We start from the raw sequence: 21281 nt of genomic DNA, 5'->3' as shown, positions 1-21281 counted from the left end.
CTATCATGACCCTCGATCGCCGCACCGTCCTGGCCGCAACCCTGGCGACGGCCCTCGCCCCGCGGGTCAATGCAAGCGGTCGCGCCGCCCCGATCGCCGACACGGCGGCCGGCCGCGTGCGTGGGCTGGATGTCGAGGGGATCAAGGTCTTCAAGGGCGTGCGGTATGGCGCCGACACGTCCTCCCGGCGGTTCCAGCCGGCGCAGGCGGCCCAACCTTGGAAGGGCGTCGTCGACGCGCTGGCCTATGGGCCGGCCTGTCCTCAGACCAAGGCCGATGAGGCCACCAGCGAAGACTGCCTGTTCCTCAACGTCTGGTCCCCTGCTCTTGCCGATGGAAAGCGGCGGCCGGTGATGGTCTATGTCCACGGCGGCGCCCATGCGAACGGCTCGGGATCGAGCCCGCTCTATGACGGGACCTGGCTGGCGCGCACCCACGACGTGGTCGTGGTCACGGTGAACCATCGCCTCAACTGTTTCGGCTATGCGTATCTGGCGCGGCTGGGCGGCGCGGACCTGGCCGACAGCGGCAATGTCGGCAACCTCGACTTGATCCTGGCGCTGGAGTGGGTGCGCGACAACATCGCCGCCTTCGGCGGCGATCCCGGCAATGTCATGACCTTCGGCCAGTCCGGCGGCGGGGCCAAGCTGGTGACCCTGATGGCCATGCCCCGGGCGGCGGGCCTCTACCATAAGGTCGCGACCATGAGCGGCCAGCATGTGACAGCGATGGGGCCGATCCACGCGACGATCCGCGCCAAGGCCTTCATGGCGCAGCTGGGCCTCAAACCCGACCAGACGGAGGCCCTGAAGGCCCTGCCCGCCGCGCAGTTGGTCGAGGCGCTGAAGATGCGCGATCCGCTTGAGCGCAAGGGGAGCATCGTCTTCTGGTCGGTCGTCGACCACGGCGTGCTGACGCGGCACCCGTTCTATCCGGACGCCCCGCGCCAAAGCGCCCAAGTCCCGATGATCATCGGCAACACCCACGACGAGACCAAGGCCTTCCTGGGCGGGGATCCGAAGAACTTCGAGCTGACCTGGACGGAATTGCCCGGCAAACTCGACAACGAGTTGGTGCTGGATCTGTCGCCCGACTATCTGGTCGCCCAGTATCGCCGGCTCTATCCCCACTACACGCCGTCGGACTGCTTCTTCGCCATCACCACGGCGGGACGGTCCTGGCCCGGCCATCTGATCCAGGCCGAACGCCGCGCGGGGATCGGGGCGCCGGCCTGGATGTACCAGCTGGATTTCGGCGCCCAGACCGATCCGAAGATGGGCGCCTTCCACGGCTATGACATCCCGCTGGTGTTCGGCACGCTGGACGCGAAGGGCTCAATGACGGGAACCGGAGCCGCCGCGCGAAAGGTGCGCGACCAGATGAGCGCCGCCTTCGCCAACTTCGCGCGCACGGGCGATCCTAACGGCGCGGCGATCCCGGCTTGGCAAAAGTACGACCTGCCACGTCGGGCCACGCTGGTGATCAACGAGACCTCAAAGATGGTCGATGATCCGCGCAAGGCGGAGCGGGAGCTCTTCGCCGCCGCTCCGTTCCTGAAGGAAGGAACCTAGAGTCTATCCCACGGGAAGCTCAGGGTCGGCGGGTTGGCGTGGCGCTTCATCTTCAGGGTCAAGGTCGCCCCGGCGCCGGGCGCCAGGCTCAGTGTGAAGGCCGAGGCCCCAACCGGTTTGGCGGGCGCGTCGCCGATCTGAACGCTGAGGATCTGGTGCTCGCCATAGGCGCCGCCTTGAGCGGTGAGCACCCGGGCGCTGACCAGGTTGGTGTTGACCAGCGTCACCACCGCCTCGTCGTCCGAAAGGCGCTCCACCAGCGCCGCCACGTCCGGCGGGATACCGGCGCGGCGGCGCTCCGGATCGAACCACCGCAGGCGCGCGTAGTGCAGAGCGCCGCCTTGGGCCGGGGACGTCGATGACCAGGGCGGCCGCGCGATGTGGATTCCGCCCTCCATCAGATGGATCAGGGCCGTGACGCTGGCCGGATTGATGTTCAAGGTGGCGTCGGCCAGGCGCGTGTCGGGCGTTGTCTTGTCATCGCGCAGCGCCTGGGCGCGGGCGCGAACCCGCTCCAGATCCGCCCGCAGCGCCTTGACCGGATAGGCCGCGTCGCGCCCTTCGAGGAAGGCGAGCCAGGGATGATCGGCGGCGCGCGCCCGGTCAGACGCCGTCTGCGACATATACCAGATCTCCAGCCCGTTCAGCCGGTACTCGCCGGCTGCATAGCCGTACCAACCCTTGGGACCGTACATGCGGGGCGTCATGAGCTTGCCGTCGACGACCTTCTTCTGGGCGTTGATCACGTCGTTCTGGCGACGCCAGACGTCGAGATACTTGTCGTCGCCGGTCAGCAGATAGGCGTTGAGGAAGCCGACGACGGACCTTGGCACGCGGTTGCGGTCCTCGCGCTTTCCCGTGTGCGGCGCCACGGGGCTGAAGCCCCAGCCATAGGTTCCGCTCCACCACTGACCCTTGGGGCCGCCGATCTTGCCGTCCAGACCGATCTTGCTGGGCAGCACGTCGCCATTGGCCTTGGCTCGCTCGATCCAGGCGTCGACATAGAAGACGATCCAGTCGCGGTACTTCGGCTCGTGATCCAGCATGTAGGCGTTGAGCACCAAGCTGGTGGCCTGCAGGTTCAGCGGCGCATCACCGACCACATCGCCGTACTCGTCGTAGTGGCGCAGCGTCTCCTCATAGGTGCTCTCGCCGTGCTCCATGAAGAAATGGGTCGGATCAAAGCGGTCGCCCGCCCAGTCCAGCGGCGTCGACTGCCGCAGCATGGGGCCTTTACTGCCGGTGATCATGCTGCGGATGATCTTGAGCTTGGGATCGTAGTTGGCGACAGTCTTGTCCTCGCCGGTGTAGAAGCCGGAGAAGCGCTTGACCCGGTCGCGGTAGCGGACGTCGTAGGGGTCCGAAAGACCCAGCAGGTTGAACACCGACAGCCCCTCGGACAGGTGCTGCCAGTCGGTCATGACCGGGAACTCGCGGAAGTACATGCCCTCGCGCGCGAACGGCACCTCCTGAGTCCGGGCCGCCGTGTACTGGGCGACATTGCCCTCGAAAGCCTTCTTGGCCATGGCCAGCACGCTGTCGGCGGCGCCCAGGGCGTGGAGCGTCGGCCAGTCGTTGACGTTCTCGATCGCGTCGTCGGGCCCGTCATTGGCGCCCCAGCGCGCCACGGCCTGAAGCCAGCCCCGCTCGTCGAAATAGCGCGCGAAGAAGGCCGCGCAGGCCTCCTCGTTGGCCTTGAGCAGTTGACGCTGCAACAGCGCCCACTCGGGCGGAGTCATCGGCGTGGTGATGGTCGCGACCGGCGCGGCGACGGCGGACCCCGCGCCGCCGGCCAGCACCAAGGCCGAGACGCCGGCGAGGAAGAAGCGACGGGTGGTCATGCTTTAAGCCGCCTTCAGTTCCAGTCGCTGGATTTTCCCGACGATCAGGAAGTAGGCCAGGATGGTGATCACGCAGTGGACGCCGACGAAGATCAAGGCGCCGTCGAACGAGCCGGTGGCCTGGACGATGTAGCCGATGACGATGGGGGTCACGATGCCGGCGGCGTTGCCGAAGGTGTTGAAGACCCCGCCCGTCACGCCGGCCATCTCCTTGGGCGAAGTATCCGAAACCACCGCCCAGCCCAGCGACGCGACGCCCTTGCCGAAGAAGGCCAGCGCCATGACGACCACGACCAGCCACTCCTGCTCGATCCACACGCAGGCCATAATGCAGGTGGCCAGCAGCATACCGATCAGCAGCGGCGTCTTGCGGGCGATGTCCAGCGAGCCGGTCCGCTTGAGCAGCATGTCCGACATGACCCCGCCGAACACGCCGCCGATGAAGCCGCAGAGCGCGGGCGCGGCGGCGGTGAAGCCCGCCTCCATGATCGACATGCCGCGCGCCTTGACGAGGTAGATCGGGAACCATGTCACGAAGAAATAGGTCAGCACGTTGATGCAATACTGGCCCAGATACACGCCCAGCAGCATGCGGCTGGACAGCACCTGCTTGACGTTGGCCCAGGTAAAGGCCGCGCCGTTCGAGGCCGAGGCCTCCTCCATGCGCACCAGGCCGCCCCCGGCCTCGATATAGTCGACCTCGGCCTTGTTGACCGCCGGATGGGTCAGCGGGCTGTGGATCGGCTTGACGAAGAACATCGCCGCAACGAGGCCGATGGCGCCCATCACCCAGAACACCGAGCGCCAGCCGAAGGTGTGGGCCAGCCATCCCATCAAGGGCGCGAAAGCGACGAGGGAGAAGTATTGGGCCGAGTTGAAGATCGCCGAGGCGGTGCCGCGCTCCGATCCCGGAAACCAGGCGGCGACAATGCGGGCGTTGGCCGGGAACGAGGGCGACTCACCCAGACCCACGGCGAACCGCATGGCGAAGAAGACGCTCGCAGCCGCAAGGCCCGTGAAGAAGCCCGCGAAACCCTGCAGCGCCGTGAACAGCGACCAGACCACCAGCGAGATCACATAGATCCGCTTGGAGCCGAACTTGTCGAGCAAGGCCCCGCCGGGGATCTGGCCCAGCACATAGGCCCAGGCGAAGGCCGAGAGGATGTAGCCCATGGCCACCGGATCCAGGCCCAGCTCCTTGGAGGCTGACTGTCCGGCGATCGAGAAGGTCGCGCGGTCGGCGTAGTTGATCGTGGTGATGATGAAGAGGACCGTGATGATCAGCCAGCGCACGCGTGTCCGCTTGGTGGTGTCGGTCATACGCATCCCTTCCCAAAGAGCCGATCTCTCGTCGGCGTTGTTCAGCAGGGACGCTAAAGGCGTGCGCGTCGGCCGTCTAAGTCAAATCGCCTATGGACTGATCCACACAGGACATGGATCAAGACGCTGACGGCATCGAATTCAGCCAATGGAGACGGTCTGGATCACAGGTTTTCGCCCAAGCCGGCGCTTCGCAGGGCCCGCGCACCAGACACAGTCCCGATCCGTGCCGAACGCGCATCGGTTCATACCCGATTGAGATTGGCCCTCGACAACAAGCCATTCCTATCTTGAGGCCAACCAAGAAGGCGGTCACGACCGTCTTCGCCACCAACGAGACCCGCTAAATGCGGGCACTGGGAGGGACTATGTCGACCAACCGCTACCCCGCCGCGCGCGCCGTCCTGGCGCTGAGCGCCTCGGCCCTGGCGTTGAGCCTCGCGACCGCCGCCAAAGCTCAAACCGAAGCTCCGCAAGCTGACGATACCGTCGAGGCTGTGGTCGTCACCGGCTTCCGCGCCAGCCTTCAGAGCGCCATGAACCTGAAGCGCAACGAGAGCGGCGTCGTCGACGCCATCAAGGCCGAAGATATCGCCCAGTTCCCCGACCTGAACCTGGCGGAATCGCTACAGCGCATTCCGGGCGTCTCGATCTCGCGGATCAATGGCGAAGGTCGCCAGGTGACCGTTCGCGGCCTTGGCTCGGAGTACACCCGCGTACGCATCAATGGGATGGAGGCGATCTCCACGACCGGAGGCACGGCCAACAGCGGCGGCACCAATCGCGGCCGGGGCTTTGACTTCAACGTCTTCGCGTCGGATCTCTTCAACAGCATCGCCGTGCGTAAAACCGCCTCGGCCGACGTTGAGGAAGGCTCGCTAGGCGCCACCGTCGACCTGACGACCGCCCGTCCCTTCGACACCCGCAAGCCCCAGCTCGTGCTGGCCGCCGGCGGCAGCTACAATGACCTCTCGGGCAAGGCCACGCCCCGCGTCTCGGCCCTCGCTAGCCGCACCTTCCTGGACGGCAAGCTTGGCGCGCTAGTCTCGGTGGCCTACGAGCAGCGCCGTCTGAAAGAGGAAGGCGCCAACATCACCCGCTGGGCCGTGGGCGGCAGCAACGGCGGCTTCAACGCCGCCTCGACCGTGCCCGGCTACACGATCGCCGAGATCAACAACACCAGCGCCGCGACCGGGATCTTCGCGCCGCGCATCCCGTCCTATGTCAGCTACGACATCGACAACAAGCGCCTGGGCGTGACGGGGTCCTTCCAGTTCAAGCCCGACGCCGACACCGAAATCACGCTCGACACGCTGTACGCCTACCTGCACGGGATCCGAAAAGAAGCCCAGTTGCAGGCGATCGGCCTGTCCCGCTCCGGCGTCGGTAAGCCTCAGGCGATCATTCGCGACGGCGTCGTCCAGAACGGCAACCTCGTCTACGCCCGGATCGACAATGTCGATCTGCGCACCCAGTCGGCCTATGACGAGCTGAACACCGAGTTCAAGCAGTTCACCCTCTCGGCCAAGCGCCACTTCGGGTCGCGGCTGGTGCTCGGCGCCCTGGCAGGCTACGCGGACTCGACCTTCACCCAGCCGATCTCGACGATCGTCACCTTCGATCGCGCCAACAGCCAGAACTACGTCTACGACTTCCGCAATAGCCGTGCGCCGCAGATCCTGCTCGGCTTTGACCCGACCGACCCGGCCAGCTGGTCGGCCATCAACGGGACCTCTGAAGTCCGCATCCGGCCGCAGTTCGTCGAGAACCAGTTCTCCACGGCCAAGGTCTATGGCGAGTGGGAAGCCAGCGATAACCTGCGCATCAAGGCGGGTCTGGATTGGCGGAAGTTCGAGTACGACAGCTACGGGGCCTACCGCGCCAGCGAGACCGTCAGCCAAACCCTGACGCCCGCCGAGCTGGCTTCTGTGTCGACGGTGTTCAGCGGCTTTGGCAAGAACCTGGATCTGCCAACGGGCAACGCCACCGCCTGGCTCGCGCCGGATATCGACAAGTACAACGCCCTTCTGAACATCTATAGCAACTCTGGCATCTATGCCCTGACCAACACCAACAACAGCTCCGCGCGCGGCCAGTACGGTGCGGTCGAGGAGCAGAACACCGGGGCCTATATCCAAGCCGACTTCCGGTTCGAGGCTTTTGGCCTGCCGTTCCGGGGCGACGCTGGTCTACGCCGCGTCCACACCCAGCAGGAGTCGGCGGGCTACGCCGCCGTCAGCGGGGTGATCCAGCGCGTCGAGGTCAAGCGCGACTACAACCTGACCCTTCCCGCGTTCAACATCGCCGCTGACGTGACCGACACCTTCGTCGCCCGCTTCAGCGCGGCCAAGACCATCGCGCGCCCCGGCATCGGGTCGCTGTCGCCCGGCGGTGACGTGTCGGTGCAGGGCGCCAATCGCAACTACAGCTCGGGCAACCCCTTCCTGGACCCGACCCAGTCGAAGAACCTGGATGTGTCGCTGGAATGGTATCCGGCCGAGGGGACGATGGTCGCCGCGGGCTTCTTCTTCAAACGGATCGACACCTTCGTGGCCACGCTGCGTCGCGAGGCGGTCTACAACACCCTGGGCTTGCCGGACTCTCTGCTGACCGGCACCGGCGCGACGGCCGACCAGGTCTTCCAGGTGACCCAGCCGGTGAATTCTGATGGCGGTGACCTTAAGGGTTTCGAGATCAACGTCCAGCAGCCCTTCACCTTCCTGCCCGGCTTCTGGAGCAATTTCGGCGTCATCGCAAACTACACCTACGTCGACTCCAAGATCGAGTATCTGACCTCGACCGCGCCCGGCGCGCCGACCGTCAACGCCACGCTGGTGGGTCTGTCCAAGAACGCAGCCAACGCTACGCTCTACTACGAGACGGACAAATGGAGCGTGCGCGGTTCATTGGCCTATCGCGACGGCTACCTGACGCAGGTCCCCGGTAGCGACGGCAACACCGTCCAGGGCACCAACGAGACCCTGAACGTCGACGTCCAGGCCAGCTGGAACATTCGCGACAATCTTAAGCTGTCGGTCGAGGGCGTAAACCTAACCGACGAATTCAACGACCAGTATGTCGGCGATAGCAACCGCTTGAACGTCTATACCCACAGCGGCCGCCAGTTCATCGTCGGCCTCCGCTATAACTTCTAGGCAAAATAACCTTCTCCCCAAAGCCTAGATTGCGCCGCTCTCTCCTTCCGAGGGCGGCGCTTTTCTATTCTGAATGGATTGAGGCGGGTCGCTATAGAGTATCGAATATTATTCCTTCATCTCAGCGCTAGAATTGAAGCCCTGTACGAGGTGGTCGCGCCCGCCGGTTAGGCGCCACCGAAGACAAAGTCCGCCTTCCAGTAGCCGTTGGGCGGCGCCAGTATGTCGATGGCGAAGGGCGCAGCGCCGTCGGCCAAATCGGTCAACCAGGCCGCGTTGGCGCGGGCCATGACGCCCAGGTCCGCTTTCTCGGCCTCGGCCAGCAGCCACCCGACCATGGCCGCCTTGGTCCCCTGGCCGTTCAAGCCATCCTGGCCATAGGCGGCGAAATAGGCGTCCCGCCCGCCCGACAGCAAGTTCGCCACCTTGGTGTCCGTCGGCGTCGCCCCAAAGATATGGGCGTAAGCTTTCTTCGTCGCGTCGAAGAGGCTGAGCGATCCGTAGGCGGACTGGAAGGCAGCCTTGCCCTCGCCGTCTCGGCCCAGATTGACCGCGAAATTGATGTAGCGGTTCTCCAGATTAAAGGTCTGGTAGTAGGCGCTGTTGAGGTTGTTGGGGTTCGGGCCGGTGGGCGAAACCAGATAGTCGACGCCAAGGTTACTCGGGATCTTGCCGGTGAAGAAGAGGTAGCTGAGCGTCGCCACCGAGGTCGTCTGGTCGGCGGTCTTGACGATTTCCGCGATCGCCCCAGCCTGGCTCAGGGTCCCAGCTGCGACCTTATCGGAGAGCGCCCCGGCGAGGGCCGGACTCGACGCGCGCAGGACCGCGCCTATGGCCGTTGCGATCGCCGCTTGGGCCGTCGGAGCCTCGGCCAGATAGATCCGGAACTGCTCGCTTCCCTCCCAAGCCCCCCGGACGGAGAACACGTCCATGCGACCGTCGCCATTGAGGTCGGCCGCGTTGAACTTGTCATACTGGGTGGCGCCGGGGAGATAGCCTGTGGCCGTCTGAATGAAACGGCCCGAGCCATCGTTGAGAAAGACGGGCCGGGACGTGCCGGTGGAGACCAACATATCCACCTTGCCGTCGCCGTTCAGGTCGGTGAACTGGACGCGGGGATTCCAGCCGTCGGCCTCGCGCGATGGTAGGCGCGAGGCCGTTTCGTCGGTGAACTTGCCCTTGCCATCGTTGATGTAGAAGCGGATCGAGCCGGCGGTGAAGAAGTCGACGACCGTATTGACCACCAGGTCTAGAAAGCCGTCGCCGTTGATGTCGATGGCATGACTGTCGATGACGTTCTCGGACGTCCCATGGGCCGGAATGGCGATGGTCGTTAGGGTCTTCAGGAAGTTGCCCTTGCCGTCGTTCTCCAGCACCACCGCCGGGCGGAGGCGCGGGTCCCAAGGGCCCAGGAACAGGTCAAGGTCGCCGTCCCCGTCGGCGTCAAACAGGGTATCGGTGGTGACCCCCGGGTCGCCGTTGTGCAGTGTGGTCGGCAAACCCGTTCGGCTCAGCGTGAAACCGCCCTTGCCGTCGCCCAGCATGAAATAGGGGTACTCCTCCCCGTCACCCTGATTGCCGACGAAGATGTCGAGGTCGCCATCGCCGTCGATGTCGCCCGCGGCGGCCGAATGAGTGAAGTCGGCGATGTTAGGCACCACCGCCAGCGCGTTTGTCAGGCCGGCCGCGCCCTGCGACAGGAGCAGGGCGTTGCGCGCGCCCGGAAAGGGCGAGGTGTCTAGGCCGTGATCTGCGAAGAAAGCGTCGGCGCGCCCGTCCTTGTTGAAGTCGGCGACGATGATCTGCCGGTTGTGGACTGTTACCGGAGCGCCCTGCGGAAAGAGCGTCGCCGTGGCGTCGACGAAACCTCCGGAACCGTTTCCGGCCAGCACCCGGATCGGCACCGCCCGATCTTCAAGCGGAAAAAGGAAGTAGCCCAGGACAACGTCAAGCCTGCCATCGCCGTTGAAGTCCGCGAAGGCCACTTCGTGGCTTGCAGCGGTCGTATAGCCTGCGCGCAGCGGCAATATGAAGTCGGTCGCTTTAAAGCCCATGGTCCCCCCAACGACTAACGTGTCGCCACAGGTGCGAGGCGGCGCACCAGCGCTTCAACGCGTCAGATCGAAACTAGCCTAACAGCGTTACGCGGGTCAGCAAGCAGACAGAGGCGCTTAGCGCCCTAAGCGCTCTCTCCCATCCGCTCGACCCCGCCACCGCTCACCGCGCAGAGCCCTCCCCCCAAACCGATCCTTCTTGCCCGGCCGTAGAGCGCCTAGAGCGGCGCCCAGAAGCGGACGGTCAACCGTTGCGATGGCCTTTGAGCCCGCTCTGGATCGTCCTACCCAGGGGCGTTGGGCGCCGCACGGGGGCCAGCGGGCGCGTGCTGAGGCAAGCGCGGCAAACCGCCGATCATCCCGTCCGGGCGGGCCTTGGCGAGCATGCGTTGATAGGCGGGTCGCGCCTCGATCCTGGCCTTCCAGGCCGCGACGTTTGGAAACTGCGACGGCTCGACGAGGTTCAAACCGGTGGCGGCGTTGAGCGGGAACATCATCATGATGTCAGCGCCGGAGAACGCCGCCCCGCCAAACCACGGGTGCTGGGCCAGGAAGTTCTCGGCGAACTGCACGACGGCCTCGGAATCGACCAAGCGCGAGCGTTGCTTGGGCGGCTGAGCGGTCCAGGCGCGATAGTCCGAGAAGAGGCGCGCGGCCAGACTACCCTCAGCATAGTGCATCCACATCAGGTGGTTGGGGTAGTCGCGGCTATCCTGCGCTGGTTGCAGGCGCCCTGGAGCGTGGCGATTGAGAATAAGCTCGATGATCGCGCCGGACTCGACAAGGACCTGATCGCCGTACTTCACAGTCGGCGCCATTGGCACGACCGGGCTGAATTCACGGATCAGGGCCATGGAGCCGGCCAGGTCGCCACGCTTGAACTTGAGCTCATAGGGCAAGCCAAGTTCCTCCATCAGCCAGACGATCCGCTCCGATCGACGGCCCTCCAAATGGTAGATCGTGATCGGCGGCAGAGGTTTGCCCGGCTTGGCGCTGGCGGTCGAAGTCATCAGCGGCGCGGCCGCTAAACCCGCCAGGGCGCCCAGCGAGGCCCGACGTCCGATGGACTGTTTCATTTGGCTCTCCAACACAGGTGCGGTGAATGAGGATTATGGGGCGAGACGCCTTAGGCTTGCGCAGCCCGCACTGGCTGTCCCGCCCCTTCGCAGCGCCGGCAAGAGCGCCATGCGAACAGGGTTCTAGAATGCGACGTCCAGGCTGATCCCGACCCGACGCACGGAGTCCGGGCTGAAATACTGGACGTAACCTCCGGGGTTGAGAGCAGTCACCGGCGACGGGGTGATCTGGGCGGCGTAACGCTTGTCCAGCAGGTTGCTGGCGTAGAGCGCCACGCTCCAGGCCTTGTCAGGCGCCGAGACGCCGATGCGGCCGCCGAGCAGGCCATAGGCCTTCTGGATCGTGCCGGGGTCACCACTGATCGAGTAGTTGATGTCGCTCTGCCAGTTCCAGTTGGCCTGGAAGAAGCCGCGAAGGTCTGGGCCCAGGGACCGCTCATAGACCGCGCTGACGCCGTAGACCCAGTCCGGCACGCCCGCAAGGCTGAGCCCCTTGGCGTTAAAGAACCCGTCCAGCGAGGTCGGGCTGGCTGGCGGCGCGCTGCACGGTCCACCCTGGGCGATCTTCGGCTGGCCGAAATAGCACTGCACGCCATTGAAGTCGGCATAGCGCGCGTGGGTATAGGCCAGGCCTGCGTTGATGGTGAGGCCGCTCGTCGGCCGCGCCATCAGGTTGGCCTCGAAGCCACGCGTTTTGATCTCGCCGGCGTTGGTGATCCGAGAGGAATAGGTGGCGCTGGTCAGGTCGGACACCTGGGCCTGGAAGTTCTCAACCGTGGTGCTGTAGACGTTGGCGTTGAGGATCAGGCGGCGGTCGAGGAACGCAGCCTTTACGCCAGCCTCGTAGCTGGTCGGGATCTCAGGCTGGACGCGCTGATCGGCCAGACTGTTAGCCGCGCTAAGACCGCTGAAACCGGGCCCCTTGTACCCCCGCGAGACTGTCGCATACGCCATGATGTCGTCGCTGAAATTGTAGCGTGGCCCGATCCGCCAAGAGGTGTTGGTGTTGTCGACTTCCTGGTGCAGGCTCAGCGTGATCGAGCCGGGGATGTAAACCGCGCCCGGTGTCGGCGCGCGGCGATAGTCCAGGGTGATCTCGTCGCGGGTGATCCGCGCCCCGGCGATCAAGTCCAGCTTGGATGTGATGTGCAGCCCAACCTGGCCAAAACCCGCGACGCTGGTGGAATTGATGTCGTTGACCGTCGAGGTCTCGAAGATCGTCCCCAACGGCGCGCCGGGGATAATCGGGACCACCCCGCCATTGGTCGCCGGTGTGATCCAGCTGAGCTGACCTCGCTGGCGGATCAGCGATGAAGCCTTGGAATGGTAGAGATAGAGGCCCGCGACATAGTCAAAACGCTCGCCGATTGGCGAGGTCAACCGTAGCTCCTGGCTGAGCCAGTCGGTCTTGCCTGCCCCACCATTGACGTCGACATAGCTGACCGGCGTCAAGTCGCCGTCATAGAACGCCTCGCGCTTCACCGAACGATAGGCGCTGATCGAGGTCAGGGTCAGGTCGCCTAGCCCGTAGTCGATCTGCAGCGTGCCGCCCTGGGCGGTCGACTTGCCCTGTGACGGGCCATTAGCGGCGACCCGCAGGTTCTTGGGTCCAGCGACAACGCCATAGCGCGCATTGGTCACGGCCGGTGCGAAACCCGGCGTGACCTTGCGCCAGGTCGACGAACAGCAGAAGGCGTCGTTGTCGGTGCGGTCGGCCGAGAAATAGACGGTCAGGTCATCGCTCGGTTTCCATAGGGCCTTCAGGGTCAGGGTGCTGACATCCTGGGGATCGGTGAAAACATTGTCCTTGGCGACGTTGCGGATGAGGCCGTCGCGCTGGTTGTGCGTGGCCACCAGGCGCAGGGCCAGGGTTTCGCCGACCGCCAGGTTGCCGATCGCTTGCAGAACCTGCTCACCCCGCTCCCCAAACTGCAGATGCAGCTGGCCGCTGTTCTCATTCAGCCTAGGCCGGTTGGTGATGAAGTGGACGAGGCCCGCCGAGGCGTTCTTGCCAAACAGCATACCCTGCGGCCCGCGCAGAATCTCGACCCGCTCGACGTCGGCCAGGGTGGCGAGACTGGCGGGATCGGCCAACACCACGCCGTCGACGACGGTGGAGATGCTCTGCTCGATCCCCGCCGAAAAGCTGCTGGTGCCGACGCCGCGGATCGTCAGACCCGAAGCGCTGCTGCTGAGGCTTTGTTTGAAGCGGACACTAGGGTCGATCAGAGACAGCTGCTGGGGCTGGGTGATGTTCATAGAGGCCAGCGCCTCACCGCGAACGGCGGTGATGGCCAGCGGCACGTCCTGGACGTTCTCGGCCCGCTTCTGGGCGGTGACCATGATCTCATCGACAACCGCGCCCAGATTGGCAGGGCGCGTCGTCTCGTCTTCGGCCACGGCGGCGCCGGCGGCGAGCATTGCGGCGAGGCTGACCGACGCGCCCATGAGCAGACGGGTCTTTGAAGCCCGCGCGCGGAAATCTCGCGATGGGACGCTCAGCATACGGGATTGGCAGGGCACGGCGCATTCCTCCTTGAGCCGCTGCGCGGCTTCTTTTTGTGATCGTTAGGGCGCACGCCCTCGCCGCCCGCCGGACGGCGGTCGTGGAAGGCGGGGCGAGCCGAAAGGCTCGCCGGCATGTGGATCAGCGTCCGGGCCCAGGACGCACAAGTAACGCTATCGTCACTTAATGAGCATGACAACCGCTTTCGAACGATTGTTCGCCAGGCTTCCGCGCTGAGGCGCTCAGGGACACTGTCGCGCCAGGCGCAGACGCGCTCGTCAGGCGCTCTTGGTGGGGCGCGGCTCGCCGTACTTCTTGGCCAGGGCCTTGGCGCCCGCCAGCACCGCTAGAGTGATCGCGTCAATCATCGCTTCGTCATCGCCATCGCGAGCGTCCAGCGCCCCCGCAGTGCCCGCGACCATGAACCAGGCGTACTGCTTGGCCTGCCGCGCCGGCAGTCCAAAAGCCTTCTGCAGGCCCAGCGCCCAGCCGTCGGCGTCAGCCTTGCGATTGGCGCGCGCACGCTCGGCCAGGGGGCCACAGTCACGGACGAGACGGACAAACAACTCGCCGCGCTCATCGGCGCGTCGGCACCAGTATTTCAGGGCTCCGCGAACCCACTCCTCGAATGTCGAGGAGGGACCAACCTCGGTGGCGAGGCGCTCGACATAGATCTGTGTCTCGCGGTCGAACAGCGCGATCAGGAGGTCGTCTCGGTCTTTGAAATAGCGATAGCCCAGGGCCTTGGTGACGCCGGTAAGCGCAGCCACCCCGTCCATGGTGACGGCGGCGACGCCCTGCTCGATGACAATCTGGGCGGCCGCATCGAGAAAGCGCTCGCGCCGCTCGACGCCCTTCAAACGTGTCTGGGTCATGCCCGCATCGAACCTCCGACCATCCCCCTTTTTGGCTCGATGGCGCGAGAAGTAGCAAGGGCAGGTTCGCGACCTCGGGCCTCCCAGAACACCCATTGCCGCCTAGGCTGCGCTATCTGCAGACGTTGGCTTGCCCCTCAGAAGCGCCACGTTCGGTTAAGGCCATGGAGGAGGTGTGCGCAAATCCTCCTAGTTCTGCCCCACACTTGGAGGGGGAGTATGGCGCTCACGACGTTGCATATGTTGGGAGAACTCCCTTCAACCGGCCCTGGCGAACGGTGCATGTCGCTCAAAGTCGACTTGACCAGCTCTTTGCATCGGTTGCCTCCCCACGGCCTTGAAGCCCGAGACGACATTAGCAAGTTCGCGAGCTTCCCCGGTCAAGGCATGGCTGGCGGCGGTGGCTTCCTCCACCATGGCAGCGTTCTTCTGCACGACCTGATCCATCTGATTGATCGCGGTGTTCACCTCGACCAAGCCGATTGACTGCTCCTGAGCAGCCATCGAGATCTCTGAGACAAGGGCGTCGATCTCCGCCACTTTTTCAACGATAGAGCGCAGCGCTTCGCCCGTCTGCCCAACAAGTCCGACGCCTAGGCTCACTTCCTGGGTCGATGTGGAGATCAGCATTTTGATTTCTTTGGCGGCGTCAGCGCTGCGCTGCGCCAGGGCGCGCACCTCATGGGCCACGACCGCAAAGCCCCGGCCGGCCTCGCCAGCCCGAGCAGCCTCGACCCCCGCATTCAGAGCCAGAAGGTTTGTCTGGAAGGCGATCTCGTCAATCACCCCAATGATCTGGTTGATCTCTCGCGATGATTTTTCGATCCGGTTCATCGCATCAACCGCCTGTGCAACAACCTCACCGGAATGTTCGGCTTCGCCTCGCGCCACCGACACAACAGCGTTAGTCGTCGCGGCGGTTTGGGCCGATCGCTTGACCGTTGCTGTGATCTCGTCGAGGGCGGCTGCAGTTTCTTCGAGGCTCGCGGCCTGCTGCTCACTGCGATGGGACAGATCATCGGACGTGCGAGCGATATCTGCAGAGCCGGAATGGATAGCCGACGCCCCACTGGAAACCTTGTCCAAGGCCAGATGCAGCGCCTCGGCAGCTGCATTGAAATCTAAGCGAAGCTGATCGAGTGAGGGCATTAGCGCCTGCTCTATTCGGGCAGTCAAATCACCCTCGGCAAGCTGCGACAAAGCCGCGCCTACGAAGGCGACATTGGACATGCGCGTCGTCAGGTCGGTAGCGAACTTGATGATTTTCGTCACCCTGCCGTTGGCGTCGAAGATCGGGTTGTAGGAGGCTTCGAGCCACACCTCACGCCCGCCTTTGCCTACTCGGCGGAACTCGTCGGCCAGGAACTCGCCTTGACCCAAGCGCCGCCAGAAGTCCGCATAGGCCTGACTGGCTGAATAGACCGGCTCTGCGAGCATACGGTGATGACGCCCGACCAGTTCGGCGCGGCTATAGCCGCTCACCTTTTGGAAGTTGTCATTGGCTTCGAGGATGGTGCCGTCGAGGTCGAACTCGATCACCGCCTGGGAACGAAAGATGGCCTGCAACACGCTGGAGTCCTCGGCCGATTTGGCCTTGGCCTCGGTGACGTCGAGGGCGAGCTTAACGACCTTAACGACCTTACCGCCAGCGCCTAGAACCGGCGTGTAGGACGCCCGCAACCAGACCTCCCGCCCATTCTTGGCGATGCGCTTGTACTCGCCGGAATCGAATTGCCCTGAGTCGAGGCGTGACCAGAAATCGCGATAGGCTTGGCTGCCGACCTCGTCCGGCGGGGTGAATATGCGGTGATGGCCTCCTTGGATCTCCGCCCAGTCATAACCCATGATCTGGCAGAAAAGCGGATTGGCGGAGATGATCTTACCGCCGGGCTCGAATTCAATGATGGCAAAGGACTTCTTCAGCGCTTCGAGGATCGCGCCCGCATCGCTTGACCAGGGGAAGGTCACCATTGTCTAGCTCGCCTTTTGGTAGGGCGGCGCGAGACGCACTGCGCCGGCCCAATTGCCGAATATCACCCCACTCGGCAAACCATCAGGCGCTTCGATGCTTAATAATCAGATAGTAATTCAGATTCTATGGACACCAGATTGAGCGGCACATTGTCGCACAGATATTCGAAATCTGATCTGGTTGTATCCGAGGGACCTACGTCTTCGAGTGCTTTCTTGACGACCAGCGGCGCCAATTGCTGACCCTTCCCCCCCTCAAACAAGCGTACATTCAAATCGGCGGGCGCAGGTCCCGCTTCAGGGACAGCACCAAGGTCGACAAGTCCGCCTCTACGCAACGGATTTCACGCGAATGCAGGGATATGGTCGAAGAAGCCCTTTACCTAAATTGTCGCAGGGTTCCGAAGATCGGAAGCGGGAGTTCAGCCAGCTATGCCCGCTACAAGGCCGCTCACGACCAACTGGCCGGCAAGTAACGCCAAGCGCCTCGGCCAGATTCTGACCGAGGCGGCCGCTTGGCGCGGAACGTACCGCGCCCCGGCGGATTGAGTTTATCTAGGCGGCGATTCCAGACGGCGATCTCATGCGAGATCGCCAAGCGGTCGGACCCGAAAGGGGTCTGATCACTGACAGACCGTTGGCGGCGCTCAGACAGAATCCGGCGGCCAACGCACCGCCCTCCCGACAGTCTCAAAGATTACGCGCCGTCTGTGGTCCTCGGCGCGATCGCAACGCGACCTCAACACCGAGAAAGGGCTGGCCATGCCGGTCATGACGCGCCTTCGGGCCTACCACGCCGTGCTCGCCGTCCTGGTGCTGGCGGCCTATTTCAGCACCGAGTGGGGGGCGGTTCACGCCTGGCTTGGCTATGGCGTCGCGGTTGTGATCCTGGTGCGCGTGATCATGGCGCTGACGGGTGCGCCCCAATTGGGCCTCATGCGGTTCTATCCGCAGATCCATGGCCTCAAGCTCGACAACGCCTTCACCCATCCGGCCATCAGTCGGGTCCTGCTGCTGGGTATTGCTGTCTGCCTGATCGGGGTGACCGGGACGGGCATCGCGATGGATCGTGGGCGAACCCTCAAGGCCGCCTCAAGTCCCGCATTCGGACCGGTCGCTGCGCAAGTGGAAACGCGCGGCGAGCACGAGGGCGGCGAAGAGGATGAGGACGGCGAGGAAAGTCCGCTCGGTGAAATCCACGAACTGTTCGGTAACGGCCTGATGCTTCTGGTCGCCGGTCACGTCACCTACCTGCTCCTCTTCAAGCGTCCCCTGGCCCGATTCATGATCTTGGGCGCGCCCAAGTCACCTCAAAAGTGAACCTCAAGGGTCCGCCAAATTGCTCGATGCGCGCCGCCCCAAAGAAGATGATCTCGCTCAAAGCGATATTGAAGGCGGAGTGAAACGGTCACGACGGTTCGATTTCAGGAGCAACCCGAATGCGTTTTCATGATCTCCTGCTGCACATCGACACCTATCCAAAACCTACGCCGGCCCCGGCGATCGAAGAGGCCGTCCGCCTGGCGGCCAGCCTGGGCGGCAAACTGACGGCGCTGGCGCTGGAAATTGAGATCCCACTGCACAGCAATCGCCTGGCCGACTACCTAATCGGGCTTAGCGACATGGCGACCGCCGAGGAGGCGCGCAGTCGCAAGGCCGGCAAGGATGGGCTGGCCTACTTCACCGAGGTGGCCATCAAGGTGGGCGTCTATCAGGCCGCCGCCTCGGCCAGGGCCCATCACTATGACGTAGCCGAGGATGTGGCCAAGATCGCCAGGACCTACGATCTTTGTCTATTGCCGCGGATCGATGGCTCCAACGGGCAGTTGGAGGTCGCTCAGAGCGTGGTCTTCGGATCCGGTCGTCCCGTCCTGACCTTCAAGGCGGGCGAGGCGGCGGCCTTGATCCAAGGGCCGGACGAGGTGGTGATCGCCTGGGACGGAAGCCGCAGCGCCGCCCGCGCCCTGGCCGACGCTCTGCCGCTCCTGGTCCGCGCCAAGTCCGTGCGAATCCTGACGGTCCTGAACGAAAAGCCGGGCGTTCGCGCCACCATCGGGGCCGACGCCCAGCGTCACCTTCAGGCTCATGGCGTCAACGCCACGCTGGACGAGGTGGATACGGACGGGGGGACCATCGGGGCGGCCTTCGACCGATACCTCGAACGGATCCAGCCGGACCTGCTGGTGATGGGCGCCTACGGCCATTCCCGGGCCCGGGAGTTTCTGCTCGGCGGCGCGACACAGCACATTCTGGCCTGCGTTCCATATCCCACCCTTCTGTCGCATTGACCTCCAGGGCCGGCGAGCGCCGGCGGAACGGATCAGCCTCATGGCGCGCGACGGCCTTAGTGGACTGACCAAAGCCGAGGCCGATCGCCGCCTGGCCCAGTTCGGCGCCAATGCCTTGCCTCCAGCCTCCGGACGAGGCTTGGCGCGGATCATCCTCGACACGCTGCGCGAGCCGATGTTCCTGCTGCTGATCGGCGCCGCGGGCCTCTATCTGGTGCTGGGCGACCTGGGCGAGGGCCTGTTCCTGATGGCCGGGGCGATGGCCACCATCGGGCTCGTTGTGCTGCAGGAGGCGCGCAGCGAGCGGGCTTTGTCGGCCCTGCTTGATCTTTCGCAACCCCATGCGCGCGTGATCCGGGACGGGATCGAAGTTCGCCTGTCCGCTCGCGATCTGGTTCCTGGCGACATCGTTCTGGTCGGCGAAGGCGAGCGCCTGCCCGCCGACGGCGCCCTGGTCGCCGGCGACGTCTTGAGCGTCGATGAATCCGCCCTGACTGGCGAATCCGCTCCGGTGTCTAAGCGTCCGTTGAGCGAGGGCGAGACGGCCGACGCCGACACCCAGCCCGGAGCCGAGACCAGTCCCTATTTGTTCTCGGGCACGCTGATTGTTCGCGGCCAGGCCGTGGCGCGGATCGGTAAGACCGGTCCTCGAACGGCGCTGGGCCGCATCGGCGTCTCCTTGGCCGCCATCGTCCAGGAGCCCACCCCGCTGCAGAAGACCGCCGGACGCCTGGTCACGCTGCTGGGCGCGCTGGCGATCGCCTTCTGCGCCGTGGTCGCCGTCGCCTATGGCCTGCTGCGCCAGGACTGGGTCGGCGGCGTGCTGGCTGGGATCACGGTCGCCATCGCCCTGATCCCCGAAGAATTTCCCATGGTGCTGGCCGTCTTCTTGGCGCTCGGCGCGGGTCGTCTCGCCAGGCACAAGGTTTTGGTCCGGCGCAGCGCGGTGATCGAGGCTCTGGGCGGCGCGTCTTTCCTGTGCGTCGACAAGACCGGCACCCTAACCGAAAACCGGATGCGGGTGGCCCGCCTCTGGACGGAAGCGGGCGATCTCCTCGTCGAAGCCGACGCCACCCCCATGGGCGCGGCGCGAGACCTGCTGGACGTGGCCGGACTGGCCTGCGCCGTGCGTCCGGTCGATCCGATGGACAAGGCGGTCCGGGCCCTGCTTGCGGTCTCGGCCCCCGCTACCTCCGGCGTCTTGGCCGAGCCGGAGAGGACCTGGCCTCTTCGCCCCGAAATGATGGCCATGATCCAGGTCTGGCGAGAACCCGCAGATCAGTGGCGCGCCGCCGCCAAGGGCGCGCCCGAGGCGATCTTCCGGCTATGTCGCTTGCCAGATGACCAAGTCGCTCGCCTGACAGGCTTCGTCGAGCAGTTCGCCGTTCAGGGCTTGCGCGTGCTCGGCGCGGCGTCCTGCCGGACAATGGCAAGCTTTCCCGAGACTCCAGAAGACGCTCCATTCCAATTCGCGGGGCTTATCGGCTTCCTTGATCCCGTCCGCGCCGATGTCGCCGCGGCGTTGAAGGAGGCGAAGGAGGCGGGAATTTCCGTGGTCATGATCACCGGCGATCATCCGGCGACCGCCCTGGCCATCGCCAAATCTGCGGGCCTGGACACCTCTGGCGGGGTGTTGCTGGGCAGCGAGATCGCCGCCGTGGACGACGCAGTTCTGGCTGAGCGTCTGCACAAGACCAGGATCTTCGCCCGGATCATCCCAGAGCAGAAGCTGCGCATCGTCCAGGCCTTGAAGTCCAACGGTCAGGTCGTCGCCATGACCGGCGATGGGGTCAATGACGCACCTGCTCTTGAAGCCGCGCACATCGGCATCGCCATGGGACAGAAGGGCACGGATGTCGCGCGCGAAGCCGCCGACCTCGTCATCCTCGACGACAGCTTCGCCTCGATCGTCGGCGGCGTGCGGCTAGGACGGCGGATCTTCGCCAACCTGCGCAAGGCGCTGGTCTATATCACCGCCATCCATGTGCCGATCGCCGGGGTCGCGCTCTTCCCGATCATCATGGGTCTGCCGCCGCTGCTCTATCCGATGCATGTCGTGTTTCTGGAACTGGTGATCGATCCGGTGTGCGCGATGGTCTTCGAGGCCGAGCCGGGCGGAGTCGACGCGATGAAACGTCCGCCCAGACGCCCTGACGAGCCGCTGTTCGGGCTCAGCCAGCTTGGCCTGGCGCTACTGCAGGGGGCCAGCATTCTAGCCGGCGTGCTAGGCATCTATCTTTTCGCGCTGGCCCATCATCCGGAAAATCAGGCGCGGGGCGCGGCCTTCCTAACCCTAGTCGCCGGCAATCTGATCCTCGCCCTGGCCGACGCGTCCTCGTCAGAAGGCCGGCTGTTCGCGCCGCATCGCCGAATCTACTGGATCATTGCCGCCGCCGCCTCCGGCTGCCTCACCTTTATCTTCGCCGTGCCGACCCTCGAAACCATCTTCAAGGTCGGCCCGCCCTCGCCCGGCCTCCTGGCTAGCGCCTTGCTCGCAGCGCTCGCCAGCGGCGGCTGGTTTGGATTGACCCGAAATTGGGGTCGGCATCTCCGCCAAAGGTCAAGGGGATAGACCAGTCGGCGCGGAAAAGGACGATCGGCAAGGGCGCGCCAATAGCGGCCGT

The 21281-nt window shown here is 64.7% G+C and carries 12 protein-coding genes; 5 read left to right on the top strand and 7 right to left on the bottom strand.

What is annotated here, in order from left to right:
• Window positions 1-5: 5 nt before the first annotated feature.
• Entirely contained in the window at window positions 6-1571 is a 1566-nt protein-coding gene (locus CA606_RS08210) for a carboxylesterase/lipase family protein (RefSeq protein WP_096051578.1), read from the top strand.
• Here the strand turns inward: CA606_RS08210 and CA606_RS08205 are convergent.
• Together CA606_RS08205 and CA606_RS08200 are read right to left on the bottom strand one after the other, a co-directional pair.
• Window positions 1568-3412 (bottom strand): hypothetical protein, encoded by a 1845-nt coding sequence (locus CA606_RS08205; protein ID WP_096051579.1) that lies wholly within the window; start codon window positions 3410-3412, stop codon window positions 1568-1570. The two genes, CA606_RS08210 and CA606_RS08205, sit on opposite strands and share 4 nt — an antisense overlap.
• A 3-nt stretch (window positions 3413-3415) precedes the next feature.
• Window positions 3416-4732 (bottom strand): MFS transporter, encoded by a 1317-nt coding sequence (locus CA606_RS08200; RefSeq protein WP_233282189.1) that lies wholly within the window; start codon window positions 4730-4732, stop codon window positions 3416-3418.
• Between the two features lie 368 nt (window positions 4733-5100).
• Between CA606_RS08200 and CA606_RS08195 the strand changes: the two genes are divergently transcribed.
• A complete protein-coding gene (locus CA606_RS08195) occupies window positions 5101-7887 on the top strand; it encodes a TonB-dependent receptor (RefSeq protein ID WP_096051581.1) in 2787 nt (928 codons plus the stop codon).
• A gap of 167 nt (window positions 7888-8054) precedes the next feature.
• On the opposite strand, the gene CA606_RS20445 is transcribed toward CA606_RS08195, so the two are convergent.
• The 5 genes from CA606_RS20445 to CA606_RS08170 all read right to left on the bottom strand — a co-directional run bounded on the left by CA606_RS20445 (window position 8055) and on the right by CA606_RS08170 (window position 16369).
• Window positions 8055-9941, bottom strand: coding sequence for an FG-GAP-like repeat-containing protein (locus CA606_RS20445; RefSeq protein ID WP_096051582.1), 1887 nt, complete (start codon window positions 9939-9941; stop codon window positions 8055-8057).
• A gap of 284 nt (window positions 9942-10225) precedes the next feature.
• Window positions 10226-11017 carry a glutathione S-transferase family protein gene (locus CA606_RS08185; protein WP_096051583.1) on the bottom strand — a complete coding sequence of 264 codons (792 nt, stop codon included), beginning with the start codon at window positions 11015-11017 and terminating at the stop codon, window positions 10226-10228.
• Between the two features lie 123 nt (window positions 11018-11140).
• Complete coding sequence (locus CA606_RS08180) at window positions 11141-13465, bottom strand: TonB-dependent receptor (protein WP_181242845.1); 2325 nt, start codon at window positions 13463-13465, stop codon at window positions 11141-11143.
• A gap of 336 nt (window positions 13466-13801) precedes the next feature.
• Entirely contained in the window at window positions 13802-14398 is a 597-nt protein-coding gene (locus CA606_RS08175; RefSeq protein WP_181242844.1) for a TetR/AcrR family transcriptional regulator, read from the bottom strand.
• 258 nt (window positions 14399-14656) lie between these two features.
• Window positions 14657-16369, bottom strand: coding sequence for a methyl-accepting chemotaxis protein (locus CA606_RS08170; RefSeq protein WP_096051586.1), 1713 nt, complete (start codon window positions 16367-16369; stop codon window positions 14657-14659).
• A 762-nt stretch (window positions 16370-17131) separates the two neighbouring features.
• On the opposite strand from CA606_RS08170, the gene CA606_RS08165 reads away from it, so the two are divergent.
• The 3 genes from CA606_RS08165 to CA606_RS08155 all read left to right on the top strand — a co-directional run bounded on the left by CA606_RS08165 (window position 17132) and on the right by CA606_RS08155 (window position 21229).
• Window positions 17132-17689 (top strand): cytochrome b/b6 domain-containing protein, encoded by a 558-nt coding sequence (locus CA606_RS08165; protein WP_096051587.1) that lies wholly within the window; start codon window positions 17132-17134, stop codon window positions 17687-17689.
• Window positions 17690-17808: 119 nt separating this feature from the next.
• On the top strand, window positions 17809-18657 hold the full coding sequence (locus CA606_RS08160) for a universal stress protein (protein WP_096051588.1): 849 nt from the start codon (window positions 17809-17811) through the stop codon (window positions 18655-18657).
• A gap of 40 nt (window positions 18658-18697) precedes the next feature.
• Window positions 18698-21229, top strand: coding sequence for a cation-translocating P-type ATPase (locus tag CA606_RS08155; protein WP_096051589.1), 2532 nt, complete (start codon window positions 18698-18700; stop codon window positions 21227-21229).
• The last annotated feature ends 52 nt before the right edge of the window (window positions 21230-21281 follow it).

Origin of the sequence: Caulobacter vibrioides (assembly GCF_002310375.3) — a bacterium.
In the GTDB taxonomy this organism is placed as follows: Bacteria; Pseudomonadota; Alphaproteobacteria; order Caulobacterales; family Caulobacteraceae; genus Caulobacter; species Caulobacter vibrioides_D.
This window is presented reverse-complemented; position numbering and strand designations above follow the sequence as displayed.

What these genes read in the sequence shown, in the direction of transcription:
- CA606_RS08165 (WP_096051587.1), top strand. Translation starts at nt 17,132, where the DNA reads ATGCCGGTCATGACGCGCCTTCGGGCCTACCACGCCGTGCTCGCCGTC.
- CA606_RS08180 (WP_181242845.1), bottom strand. Translation starts at nt 13,465, where the DNA reads ATGGGCGCGTCGGTCAGCCTCGCCGCAATGCTCGCCGCCGGCGCCGCC.
- CA606_RS08200 (WP_233282189.1), bottom strand. Translation starts at nt 4,732, where the DNA reads ATGACCGACACCACCAAGCGGACACGCGTGCGCTGGCTGATCATCACG.
- CA606_RS08210 (WP_096051578.1), top strand. Translation starts at nt 6, where the DNA reads ATGACCCTCGATCGCCGCACCGTCCTGGCCGCAACCCTGGCGACGGCC.
- CA606_RS08175 (WP_181242844.1), bottom strand. Translation starts at nt 14,398, where the DNA reads ATGACCCAGACACGTTTGAAGGGCGTCGAGCGGCGCGAGCGCTTTCTC.
- CA606_RS08155 (WP_096051589.1), top strand. Translation starts at nt 18,698, where the DNA reads ATGGCGCGCGACGGCCTTAGTGGACTGACCAAAGCCGAGGCCGATCGC.
- CA606_RS20445 (WP_096051582.1), bottom strand. Translation starts at nt 9,941, where the DNA reads ATGGGCTTTAAAGCGACCGACTTCATATTGCCGCTGCGCGCAGGCTAT.
- CA606_RS08170 (WP_096051586.1), bottom strand. Translation starts at nt 16,369, where the DNA reads ATGGTGACCTTCCCCTGGTCAAGCGATGCGGGCGCGATCCTCGAAGCG.
- CA606_RS08205 (WP_096051579.1), bottom strand. Translation starts at nt 3,412, where the DNA reads ATGACCACCCGTCGCTTCTTCCTCGCCGGCGTCTCGGCCTTGGTGCTG.
- CA606_RS08195 (WP_096051581.1), top strand. Translation starts at nt 5,101, where the DNA reads ATGTCGACCAACCGCTACCCCGCCGCGCGCGCCGTCCTGGCGCTGAGC.
- CA606_RS08185 (WP_096051583.1), bottom strand. Translation starts at nt 11,017, where the DNA reads ATGAAACAGTCCATCGGACGTCGGGCCTCGCTGGGCGCCCTGGCGGGT.
- CA606_RS08160 (WP_096051588.1), top strand. Translation starts at nt 17,809, where the DNA reads ATGCGTTTTCATGATCTCCTGCTGCACATCGACACCTATCCAAAACCT.